Consider the following 11,889-nt stretch of genomic DNA (forward strand, 5'->3'; position numbering starts at 1 on the left):
GATAGATATGATTCTTGCAGAAAAAACTAAGAATTTAACTGTAAAATATTAAAGAAAAGGTAAAACATAAAGGTTATTATACCGTGGTATTTATAATACCACCTAGATTTTAGCACTTAAATAGTAAATAGTCAATAAATTTGATGTAAATTTCATATAAATTTAGGTATTTTTTTACTATTTTTGACAGTTTCTAAAAAACGTCTTAAAACCTAGAAAATGAAAGCATCTCGGAAACTTTTTTCTTATATATTTGAATCAAAAAGACAAAATTCTTTTAAAAGTAGTTTGAAACCTTTTTTCTGTCCTAAATTATGATAAAATAGGTATGTTTGAACGAGAGCATCTGCTCTGATATTTAGAATAGGAGAACATTATGCAAGCAGTAGAACATTACATTGAAAAATTTGTTCCTGAACATTATGATTTATTTTTGGACTTGAGTCGCGAGACCAAGACTTTTTCAGGGAAAGTAACCATCACTGGTCAAGCTAAAAGCGACCGTATTTCCCTTCTCCAAAAAGACTTGGAGATTGCTTCTGTAAAAGTAGCTGGTCAGGCTCGTCCATTTACAGTTGATAATGAAAACGAAGCTCTTCATATTGAGCTTGCGCAAGCGGGTCAAGTCGAATTGGTTCTTTCATTTTCAGGTAAAATCACAGACAACATGACAGGAATCTACCCATCTTACTACACAGTTGATGGGGTTAAGAAGGAAGTTTTGTCAACTCAGTTTGAGAGCCACTTTGCCCGCGAAGCCTTTCCATGTGTGGATGAGCCAGAAGCTAAAGCAACCTTTGATCTCTCTCTTCGTTTTGACCAGGCAGAAGGCGAATTGGCCTTGTCAAACATGCCTGAGATTGACGTTGAAAACCGCAAGGAAACTGGTATCTGGAAATTTGAGACAACTCCACGTATGTCTTCATACTTACTCGCTTTTGTGGCTGGAGACTTGCAGGGAGTTACTGCTACAACTAAGAACGGTACTCTTGTAGGAGTATACTCAACCAAGGCGCATCCACTCTCTAACCTTGACTTCTCACTAGACATCGCTGTTCGTTCGATCGAATTTTACGAAGACTACTATGGAGTCAAATATCCAATTCCTCAATCTCTCCACATTGCTCTCCCTGACTTCTCAGCAGGCGCTATGGAAAACTGGGGTCTTGTCACTTACCGTGAAGTTTACTTGGTTGTGGATGAAAACTCTACCTTTGCTAGCCGTCAACAAGTAGCTCTTGTCATTGCCCATGAACTTGCTCACCAATGGTTCGGTAACCTTGTAACGATGAAGTGGTGGGATGACCTTTGGCTCAATGAAAGTTTCGCTAACATGATGGAATACGTCTGTGTGGATGCCATCGAGCCAAGCTGGAATATCTTTGAGGACTTCCAAACAAGTGGAGTCCCATCAGCTCTAAAACGCGATGCGACAGACGGTGTTCAGTCAGTTCACGTAGAAGTCAGTCATCCAGACGAAATCAATACTCTCTTTGACCCTGCAATCGTTTATGCTAAGGGTAGCCGTCTCATGCATATGCTTCGTCGTTGGCTAGGAGATGCTGATTTTGCGAAAGGATTGCATGCCTACTTTGAAAAACACCAATATGGAAATACTATTGGTCGTGACCTATGGAATGCTCTTGGTCAAGCATCAGGTCGTGACGTAGCAGCCTTTATGGATTCTTGGTTGGAGCAGCCTGGTTATCCAGTCTTGACTGTCAAGGTTGAAAATGATGTCTTGAAGATTTCACAAAAACAATTCTTTATTGGTGAGCACGAAGATAAGAACCGTCTATGGGTAGTGCCACTTAACAGTAACTGGAAAGGTTTGCCAGATACTCTTGAAACTGAAAGTATTGAGATTCCTGGATATGCTGCTTTGCTTGCTGAAAACAAGACAGCTCTTCGACTCAATACCGAAAACACAGCACACTACATTACAGATTATCAAGGTGAGTTGCTGGATGCTATCCTTTCAGAATTAGTAGAACTTGATAATACAAGCAAACTTCAAATCGTCCAAGAACGTCGGTTGTTGGCTGAAGCTGGTCACATTTCATTTGCGGACTTGCTTCCAGTTGTGGATCAATTGGCACAAGAAGAATCTTACCTAGTTGTTGCAGCAGTTTCTCAAGTTATTTCAGCTCTTGAACGCTTTATCGATGAAGGAACTGAGACTGAGAAAGCCTTTAAAGCACTTGTTGCGAAACTTGCTCGTTACAACTATAATCGCCTTGGATTTGAAGCAAAAGATGGAGAAGCAGATGAGGACGAATTGGTTCGTCAATTGACAATCTCAATGATGATTCGCTCAAATGATGAGGAAGCGAGCCAAGTCGCAAGTCAAATCTTTGCAGCTCATAAGGACAATCTTGCAGGTCTTCCAGCAGCTATTCGATCACAAGTTCTCATCAATGAAATGAAACACCATGAGACTAAAGACCTGGTAGCTCTTTACCTCGACTTATATACTCATGCTACAGATGCAGTCTTTAAACGTCAGTTAGCTGCAGCCCTATCATACAGCACAGACGCTGAAAATATCCAAACGCTTCTTGCAACTTGGAAGGATAAATTTATCGTCAAACCACAAGACCTGGCATTGTGGTACCTCCACTTCCTTGGACACAAGGCTACTCAAGAAACTGCTTGGACATGGGCGCGTGAAAACTGGGATTGGGTTAAGGGAGCTCTTGGTGGAGATATGAGCTTTGATCGATTCGTCATCTACCCTTCTAATATCTTTAAAACTGAAGAACGCTTGGCAGAATACAAAGCTTTCTTTGAGCCACAAGTATCTGACCTAGCCCTTAGCCGTAATATCCGCATGGGTATCAAGGATATTGCAGCTCGCGTTGAATTGATTAAGCGTGAAAAAGCAGCCGTTGAAGCAGCAGTTGCACAATATAGCAAGGCTTAACACATTCAAGTCTAAATAGATGATAAAAACTCAACTTTTTCCTAGAAAAACAAGGAAAGTTGAGTTTTTTTAAGATATTTTTGTTATAATAAGCTTAATAAGGAGGAATTTTTGATGATCAAAATTCTATTAGTGGAAGATGACCTAGGCCTGTCAAATTCAGTCTTTGATTTTTTGGATGATTTTGCTGATGTCATGCAGGTTTTTGATGGAGAAGAAGGTCTTTATGAGGCTGAAAGTGGCGTATATGATTTGATTCTATTGGACTTGATGTTGCCTGAAAAAAATGGATTCCAAGTTTTAAAAGAATTGCGTGAAAAAGGAATTTCGACTCCTGTCCTTATCATGACAGCCAAGGAAAGTCTCGATGACAAAGGACACGGATTTGAGCTTGGAGCAGACGATTATCTAACAAAACCTTTCTATTTGGAAGAGCTCAAGATGCGTATCCAAGCCCTTCTCAAACGTTCTGGGAAATTCAACGAAAATACTCTTTCTTATGGAGATTTGACGGTTAACCTTTCTACAAATGAGGTTAAGGTTCACGATACTTCTGTTGAGTTACTTGGTAAAGAATTTGAACTCTTGGTCTATTTCCTCCAAAACCAAAATGTTATCTTACCTAAGACACAGATTTTTGACCGTTTATGGGGATTTGATAGTGATACAACTATTTCCGTTGTAGAAGTTTATGTATCAAAAGTTCGTAAGAAATTAAAGGGGACAGCCTTTGCTGAGAATCTCCAAACCTTACGCAGTGTTGGGTATATTTTAAAACATGTTTAATAAATTTAAAAAGAATTGGTACGCAGAAGATTTCAGCTACTTTATCCGTAACTTTGGAGTATTTACTCTGATTTTCTCTGCTATGACCTTGATTATCTTGCAGGTTATGCACTCCAGCCTCTATACATCTGTAGATGAGAAACTTTTAGCGCTTAGCAATAATCCTCAGGATATCATTCAATTAGCGGTCAATCGTGCAACAGAAGATGTTAAGGATTTAAATGGTGGAAATGTTACCTCAAATCCAGATAAAAGAGTCACAATTAGCTCCAATACGGAAGTCATTTTGCTGGATTCTAACCTCAATCAGTTAATGACTGGTAATCGCTTCTTAGGTTTGGATAGAATAACCTTCAATAAAAAGGATTTAAACCATATTCGTCAGCTTCATATTGTCAATAGCTATGGTCAAGATGAGGTTTACCGTGTTGTCCTGACGGAAATGAATATTGATTCGGTTTCGACCAATATCAAGTATGCTGCCGTCCTAATCAATACCAGCCAGCTAGAACAAACCAGTCAAAATCACGAACAGTTAATTGTGGTGGTCATGGCAAGCTTTTGGATTCTATCTATCTTGGCTAGTCTCTACCTTGCTCGTGTCAGTGTTAAGCCCTTGCTTGAAAGTATGCAAAAGCAGCAGAGCTTTGTGGAAAATGCTAGTCATGAATTACGCACTCCACTAGCAGTTCTTCAAAACCGTCTGGAAACACTTTTTAGAAAACCAGAAGCGACTATTATGGAGTCTAGTGAGAGCATTGCTTCGAGTTTGGAAGAAGTTCGAAACATGAGATTCCTAACGACGAATTTGCTCAATTTAGCGCGTAGAGATGACGGGATTAAGCCGGAACTTGGAGAAGTCGAGCCCGACTTCTTTAATACAATCTTTACCAACTATGAAATGATTGCATTTGAAAATAATCGCGTCTTTCGTTTTGAAAACCGTGTTCATCGCACTATCATCACTGATAAACTCCTTCTTAAACAACTGATGACCATTCTGTTTGACAATGCTGTCAAGTATACGGAAGAAGAAGGAGATATTTATTTTGAAATTTCAACGACAGAACGCAGTCTATATTTAACGGTAGCGGATAATGGAATTGGTATTTCTGCAGCCGATAAAAAGAAAATCTTTGATCGATTTTATCGCGTTGATAAGGCACGTACACGGCAAAAGGGTGGTTTCGGTTTAGGCTTGTCTTTGGCTAAGCAAATCGTAGATGCCCTTAAAGGAAGCATCAGTGTAAAAGATAACAAACCTAACGGAACAATTTTTGAAGTCAAGATAGCGATCTCAACACCATCTAAACGAAAGAATAAATAAAAAAACCTTCGATTCATCGAAGGTTTTTATTTGAATTTTTTCTTGATAAAAGTACGCTGAAATTGCAATGCTACAAGACTAAGACCAATAGCCAAAGCAAATGATAACACAGTGTTTACTTTTAGTGATAAGAACAAAAAGCTAAAAATCGCTAAAAAGACGCAGAAGCAAGCGATGTTTACAAAAAATAGAACTTCCTTTACACTAGCAACAGAAGCATTTTCTGGAACATAATCTTGAAACTGAGCAGTTTTTACACTTTCTTGTTCAAACTCATACGGGTGTAATTTTCTAGCGGGCATATTTCTCTCCTTAACAGTACATTACTATTTTATCACTTTTTAAAGAGAGAATTATTACAGAATGGTTACAAATTGCATAAAATCTGTTATCAGGGCCAATTTCGGTTTTCTTGACATGCTGATGGGAAAATGATAGGATGAGTAAACCGTTTAAACTTTATTATTTTTCTCTTATTTCAACGAGGGGAAATTTGATGGTTAAAACGAATAAAAATCATACACAGATGCAAATAAATTTAATTTCGAAGTAAGGACAGGATTCTTTTAAATTGATTCTAGTTGTTCATGACGAGATAGTTTTCTATCTTTAGTGCTATGTGTAGAGGGAAGTTGAATTTTCCCGACAACAGAATACTTAAAGGAGATTGGCATGTATCTTGCTATCAAAGAAATTTTACAGAATAAACTGCGTTACAGTTTAATTCTAACTACCATTTTTCTAATTGCTTTTATGGTCTTTTTTATGACTAGTTTGGCTTTAGGACTCGTTCGAAATAATAGGGCTGCTATCGATAATTGGCAAGCAACAGGAGTTGTGCTATCCGATTATGCAAATGACAATTTGACTGCATCCTTTATACCTGAAAAAGACTACAAGGATAAGGTTTCTGAGGATGCTGTTCCCCTAAGCTATATGTTTGCGGTAACAAACCTTGTTGATAGTAGTGACAAGATTAATGTCTCTATTTTCGGTCAAGAGTGGGACAGTTTTATATCTCCGGCCTTGATTGAAGGTCATTACCCAGAAAATGACCAAGAAGTTGTAGTGGATCAGTCTTTTGAAAATTATGGCATCAAACTTGGGGACGCAATTCAACTCAACGGAAGTGAGACAAGTTTTAAGATTGTAGGTTTGACCAAAGGAAATAAATTTTTCACAGAACCTGTTGTCTTTACGAGCTTAACAACGTATTGGAATTTACAAGGAACGACAAAAGCCAATCGTTCTATCTCTGCATTGGTATTGCAAAATGATGTAGAAGTGACTGGTGATGGCTTGAAGCAGATTTCTATTCAAAAAATGATTTCAAAAATTCCTGGTTATACACCTCAGGTCAATGTATTCTCAGGAATGATTCTAGCAATGATAGTCATAACGGGTCTGATTGTAGGGATTTTTATTTATATCATTACCATTCAAAAATTAGGCCTCTATGGTATTATGCGAGCACAAGGAATTCAGATAAAATCCATCGTTTGGTCCCTTTTCTGTCAGATTTTTCTTTTATCTGCTTTGGGTATCGGATTGGCCTTACTAGCCATTTGGGCTGTCATTTTAGTCTTACCTGCAACCTTCTTTTTCTACCCTAGTTGGTTGGCATACTTTGTGTTAAGCCTGGTCATCTGCTTGATGGCTCTTCTAGGAGGCGTCATTTCGCTTCCTCGTCTGCTAAAAGTAGATCCAATTACGGCCATTGCAGAATGATAAGGAGAATGACATGACTAGATTAATTGAGATGATTCAAGTGACAAAAACATATGGCGAAGGTAATATGAAAGTGACAGCTCTTCATGAGACCAATTTTCAGCTGAATGCTGGTGAGTTTGTAGCGATTGTGGGGCCTTCTGGGTCGGGCAAAACAACCTTTTTAACGACTCTAGGCCAACTACAGGAAGCTTCAAGTGGCAAGATTCTGGTAAAGGGAAAAGAGACTGGAAACCTAACAGAAAAAGAAAAAACGGATTTGCGCTTTAGTGAATTTGGATTTATCCTCCAGGCTTCAAATCTGATTCCCTTTTTAACAGTCAAGGAGCAATTAGATTTAATTGACCGTTTGGATAAAAAGAAATCTATAAAAAGTGACCGACAAGAGTTGTTCAGTTTGTTGGATTTGGACAAGGTTCAAAACCACTATCCCAAAGCTCTCTCAGGTGGAGAACGCCAACGAGCCGCAATTGCTAGAGCCCTATACAATAATCCGAGTATTGTACTTGCAGATGAGCCAACAGCCAGCTTGGATACACAACGTGCTTACCAGGTTACAGATATGCTGGCTTCAATTGCCCATGAGCAAGGCAGGGGAGTTGTCATGATTACGCATGATACTCGCTTGCTGGATAAGGTTGACCGTGTTTATGTTATGGATGATGGACGACTTGTTGAAAAGACACAAGTATAATACGAAAAAGTGAACTGCCATTGATGCAGTTCACTTTTTTGAAATTTCGCATCATAAGACTCACTTTTCTATATAGCTGATTTTTTGGAAATGTGGTATAATTTTCTCTATGGAAAAGATTATCATTACAGCAACTGCTGAAAGTATTGAACAAGTAAAACAGCTACTCGAGGCTGGTGTCGATCGCATTTATGTCGGTGAAAAAGATTTTGGACTTCGTTTGCCGACAACATTTAGTCATGAAGAATTGCGTGAAATCGCAAAAATCGTTCATGATGCAGGTAAGGAATTAATCGTTGCGGTCAATGCCCTCATGCACCAAGACATGATGGACCGTATTAAGCCATTCTTGGACTTTCTAGAGGAAATCAAGACGGACTATATTACTGTTGGAGATGCAGGAGTATTTTATGTGGTCAACCGTGATGGTTATTCTTTTAAAACCATCTATGACGCATCAACCATGGTCACTAGCAGTCGTCAGATTAATTTCTGGGGACAAAAAGCAGGAGCGTCAGAAGCTGTTTTGGCGCGTGAAATCCCGTCTGCTGAACTTTTCAAAATGCCTGAAATTTTAGAAATTCCAGCAGAAGTATTGGTCTATGGTGCTAGTGTTATCCACCATTCTAAGCGTCCACTCTTGCAAAACTACTATAACTTCACACAGATTGATGATGAAAAGACTCGTCAACGTGATTTGTTCCTTGCAGAACCGAGTGACCCAGAGAGTCATTACTCTATTTTTGAGGATAATCATGGAACTCATATCTTTGCGAATAATGACCTAGATTTGATGACTAAATTAACTGAATTGGTAGAACATGGCTTTACCCACTGGAAATTAGAAGGTCTCTATACTCCAGGTCAAAACTTTGTGGAAATTGCCAAGCTCTTTATCCAAGCTCGCAACTTGATTCAAGAAGGGAACTTTACACATGACCAAGCCTTTTTGCTAGATGAAGAAGTTCGCAAGCTACACCCTAAAAATCGTTTCCTTGATACTGGATTTTACGACTACGACCCTGATATGGTTAAATAAGCATCAAAAACCCGAAATAAAATGTTCGGGTTTTTCTGATATTTGGATGAATTTGAAGCGTATTCATGATATAATAGAAGTAGCTCTATTTGGAGGTATATAAGTGGAAAATCTGAAAAAAATGGCAGGGATTAAGGCTGCCGAGTTCGTCAAAGATGGTATGGTTGTCGGACTTGGGACTGGCTCCACTGCCTACTATTTCGTCGAAGAAATAGGTCGTCGTATCAAAGAAGAAGGTTTACAGATTACAGCTGTAACGACTTCTAGTGTAACCAGCAAACAGGCAGAAGGCCTCCAGATTCCTCTTAAGTCGATTGATCAAGTGGACTTTGTAGACTTAACTGTGGATGGTGCGGATGAAGTAGATAGTCAGTTTAATGGCATCAAAGGTGGTGGTGGTGCCCTTCTCATGGAGAAGATCGTCGCAACCCCATCAAAAGAATACATCTGGGTCGTGGATGAGAGCAAACTGGTCGAGAAACTAGGTGCTTTTAAATTGCCAGTAGAGGTTGTTCAGTACGGTGCCGAACAAGTCTTTCGTCGATTTGAACGAGCTGGCTATAAACCGAGCTTCCGTGAAAAGGATGGCCAACGTTTTGTGACGGATATGCAGAACTTTATCATTGATTTGGCCTTGGAAGTGATTGAAGATCCAATTGCTCTTGGGCAAGAATTGGACCACGTCGTTGGTGTCGTTGAGCACGGCTTGTTCAACCAGATGGTTGATAAGGTCATCGTGGCTGGACAAAATGGCCTTCAGATTTTAACTTCAACAAAAGCAAAATAATTAAAACAATAAGGAGACACACTATGCCAAAATTTAATCGTATTCATTTGGTAGTATTAGATTCTGTAGGAATCGGTGCAGCACCAGATGCTAATAACTTTGTCAATGCGGGTGTGCCAGACGGAGCTGCAGACACACTTGGGCACATTTCAAAAGCTGTAGGTTTAGATGTACCAAACATGGCAAAACTTGGTCTTGGAAATATTCCTCGCGAAACACCATTGAAGACTGTTCCAGCTGAAAGCAACCCTACTGGTTATGCGACTAAGCTAGAAGAAGTATCACTTGGGAAAGATACCATGACTGGTCACTGGGAAATCATGGGGCTTAATATCACTGAACCTTTTGATACTTTCTGGAATGGATTCCCAGAAGAAATTATTACCAAGATTGAAGAGTTCTCAGGTCGTAAGGTCATTCGTGAAGCTAACAAACCTTATTCTGGTACAGCTGTTATTGACGATTTCGGACCACGACAAATGGAAACTGGAGAGTTGATTATCTATACTTCAGCTGACCCAGTTCTTCAAATTGCAGCTCACGAAGACATCATTCCTTTGGATGAATTGTACCGTATTTGCGAATACGCTCGTTCCATTACGTTGGAACGTCCGGCTCTTCTAGGACGTATCATTGCTCGCCCATACGTTGGGGAGCCAGGAAACTTCACACGTACTGCCAATCGTCGTGACTTGGCTGTATCACCATTTGCGCCAACTGTTTTGGACAAATTGAATGAAGCCGGTATTGATACCTATGCGGTTGGTAAGATTAATGATATCTTTAACGGTGCTGGTATCAACAATGACATGGGCCATAATAAATCTAACAGCCATGGTATTGATAATTTGATTAAAGCTATGAAATCTGAAGACTTTAAAGAAGGTTTCTCATTCACAAACTTGGTAGACTTCGATGCCCTTTATGGTCACCGTCGCGATCCTCATGGTTACCGTGATTGCTTGCATGAGTTTGATGAGCGATTGCAAGAAATTATGGCAGCAATGAGAGAAGATGATCTACTTTTGATAACTGCTGACCATGGGAACGATCCAACCTATGCTGGTACTGACCATACTCGTGAATATATCCCACTCTTGGCATACAGCCCTAGCTTTAAGGGAAATGGTGTCATTCCAGTTGGACATTTTGCAGATATCTCAGCAACAGTTGCGGATAACTTTGGTGTTGAAACTGCCATGATTGGTGAAAGTTTCTTAGATAAATTGGTATAAGATGACGCGATATGCTTTACTTGTTCGGGGCATTAATGTAGGTGGGAAAAATAAAGTTGTCATGGCGCAACTTCGTCAAGAATTGACAGAGTTGGGATTAGAAAATGTTGAAACTTACATTAATAGTGGCAACATTTTCTTTGATAGCAGTAAGGCTAGAACTCTCTTAGTTGAGAGTTTGCAGGGCTTCTTTGAAGTGCATTATCCATTTATCAAAAGTTTTTCCTTGATATCTCAAGAAGACTATGAAGAGGAGCTTAGAACTCTCCCTGCTTGGTGGTTCCAAGAAATGGCTCGAAAGGATGTGCTCTTTTATACAGAAGGATTACATGTAGAAACAGTTGTAGAGAAAGTGAAAACTCTACAACTTCTAGATGAAGTTCTTCATTTCGGAAAGCATGGAATCTTCTGGGGAAAATTGTCAGAAGAAACCTACGCTAAAACAGCTTATCATAAACAACTACTGAAGTTGCCTTTTTATCGCAAAATTACTATTCGTAACGCGAATACCTTTGACAAAATCGGTCAATTTTTCAAACATAAATAAGGAGATATGCAATGACATTATTAGCAAAAATCAATGAAACAGCTGCTTTTTTGAAAGGTAAAGGAATTGAAGCGCCTGAGTTTGGCTTAATCCTTGGATCAGGTCTTGGAGAACTAGCTGAAGAAATCCAAAATCCAGTCGTTGTAGACTACGCTGAAATTCCTAACTGGGGACGTTCAACGGTTGTAGGTCATGCTGGTAAATTGGTTTACGGTGAGCTTGCAGGACGTAAAGTTTTAGCCCTTCAAGGTCGTTTCCATTTCTACGAAGGAAATCCATTAGAAGTGGTGACTTTCCCAGTTCGTGTCATGAAAGTTTTGGGCTGTGAAGGTGTGATTGTTACCAATGCTGCTGGCGGTATCGGCTTTGGTCCTGGTACCTTGATGGCTATTTCAGACCACATCAACATGACGGGTCAAAACCCATTGATTGGTGAAAACTTGGATGACTTCGGTCCACGTTTCCCTGATATGTCTAAGGCTTACACCCCAGAATATCGTGCTACAGCGCATGCAGTTGCTGAAAAACTTGGTGTTAAACTTGACGATGGTGTTTATATCGGTGTAACTGGTCCAACTTACGAAACTCCAGCTGAAATTCGTGCCTATAAGACACTTGGTGCAGATGCTGTTGGGATGTCTACAGTTCCTGAGGTTATCGTTGCAGCACACTCTGGCTTGAAGGTTCTTGGTATTTCATGTATTACCAACTTTGCGGCTGGTTTCCAAGAAGAGCTTAACCATGAAGAAGTAGTAGAAGTGACAGAGCGTGTCAAAGGCGACTTCAAAGGATTGCTAAAAGCGATCCTTGCTGAACTCTAATC

The 11,889-nt window shown here is 39.6% G+C and carries 11 protein-coding genes; 10 read left to right on the top strand and 1 reads right to left on the bottom strand.

Annotation, left to right across the window (positions count from 1 at the left end):
• Positions 1-376: 376 nt before the first annotated feature.
• From ACXYSK_RS01325 to ACXYSK_RS01335, 3 genes are all read left to right on the top strand, one after another.
• Positions 377-2,923 carry a M1 family metallopeptidase gene (locus ACXYSK_RS01325; RefSeq protein WP_458624783.1) on the top strand — a complete coding sequence of 849 codons (2,547 nt, stop codon included), beginning with the start codon at positions 377-379 and terminating at the stop codon, positions 2,921-2,923.
• Positions 2,924-3,037: 114 nt separating this feature from the next.
• Positions 3,038-3,709 (top strand): two-component system response regulator CiaR, encoded by a 672-nt coding sequence (gene ciaR, locus ACXYSK_RS01330; protein ID WP_016465655.1) that lies wholly within the window; start codon positions 3,038-3,040, stop codon positions 3,707-3,709.
• Positions 3,702-5,036, top strand: coding sequence for a sensor histidine kinase (locus ACXYSK_RS01335; protein ID WP_458624784.1), 1,335 nt, complete (start codon positions 3,702-3,704; stop codon positions 5,034-5,036). Before ciaR ends, ACXYSK_RS01335 begins: the two co-directional genes overlap by 8 nt.
• Before the next feature lie 26 nt (positions 5,037-5,062).
• On the opposite strand, the gene ACXYSK_RS01340 is transcribed toward ACXYSK_RS01335, so the two are convergent.
• Positions 5,063-5,338 (bottom strand): DUF3270 family protein, encoded by a 276-nt coding sequence (locus ACXYSK_RS01340; RefSeq protein ID WP_045615148.1) that lies wholly within the window; start codon positions 5,336-5,338, stop codon positions 5,063-5,065.
• 370 nt (positions 5,339-5,708) lie between these two features.
• Between ACXYSK_RS01340 and ACXYSK_RS01345 the strand changes: the two genes are divergently transcribed.
• The 7 genes from ACXYSK_RS01345 (at position 5,709) to ACXYSK_RS01375 (ending at position 11,887) form a co-directional block, all read left to right on the top strand.
• Positions 5,709-6,764, top strand: a complete 1,056-nt coding sequence (locus ACXYSK_RS01345; protein WP_458624785.1) for an ABC transporter permease — start codon at positions 5,709-5,711, stop codon at positions 6,762-6,764.
• Between the two features lie 13 nt (positions 6,765-6,777).
• The gene (locus ACXYSK_RS01350) at positions 6,778-7,458 is read left to right on the top strand and encodes an ABC transporter ATP-binding protein (RefSeq protein WP_458624786.1); all 681 of its coding nucleotides are present in this window, start codon (positions 6,778-6,780) and stop codon (positions 7,456-7,458) included.
• 109 nt (positions 7,459-7,567) lie between these two features.
• A complete protein-coding gene (locus tag ACXYSK_RS01355) occupies positions 7,568-8,497 on the top strand; it encodes a peptidase U32 family protein (RefSeq protein ID WP_414264125.1) in 930 nt (309 codons plus the stop codon).
• A gap of 103 nt (positions 8,498-8,600) precedes the next feature.
• On the top strand, positions 8,601-9,284 hold the full coding sequence (gene rpiA / locus ACXYSK_RS01360) for a ribose-5-phosphate isomerase RpiA (protein WP_254725601.1): 684 nt from the start codon (positions 8,601-8,603) through the stop codon (positions 9,282-9,284).
• A 23-nt stretch (positions 9,285-9,307) separates the two neighbouring features.
• A complete protein-coding gene (locus ACXYSK_RS01365) occupies positions 9,308-10,519 on the top strand; it encodes a phosphopentomutase (RefSeq protein WP_458624787.1) in 1,212 nt (403 codons plus the stop codon).
• Position 10,520: 1 nt separating this feature from the next.
• Entirely contained in the window at positions 10,521-11,066 is a 546-nt protein-coding gene (locus ACXYSK_RS01370) for a DUF1697 domain-containing protein (protein WP_458624788.1), read from the top strand.
• 11 nt (positions 11,067-11,077) lie between these two features.
• The gene (locus tag ACXYSK_RS01375; RefSeq protein WP_458624789.1) at positions 11,078-11,887 is read left to right on the top strand and encodes a purine-nucleoside phosphorylase; all 810 of its coding nucleotides are present in this window, start codon (positions 11,078-11,080) and stop codon (positions 11,885-11,887) included.
• The last annotated feature ends 2 nt before the right edge of the window (positions 11,888-11,889 follow it).

This window comes from Streptococcus sp. V919, from assembly GCF_054353475.1.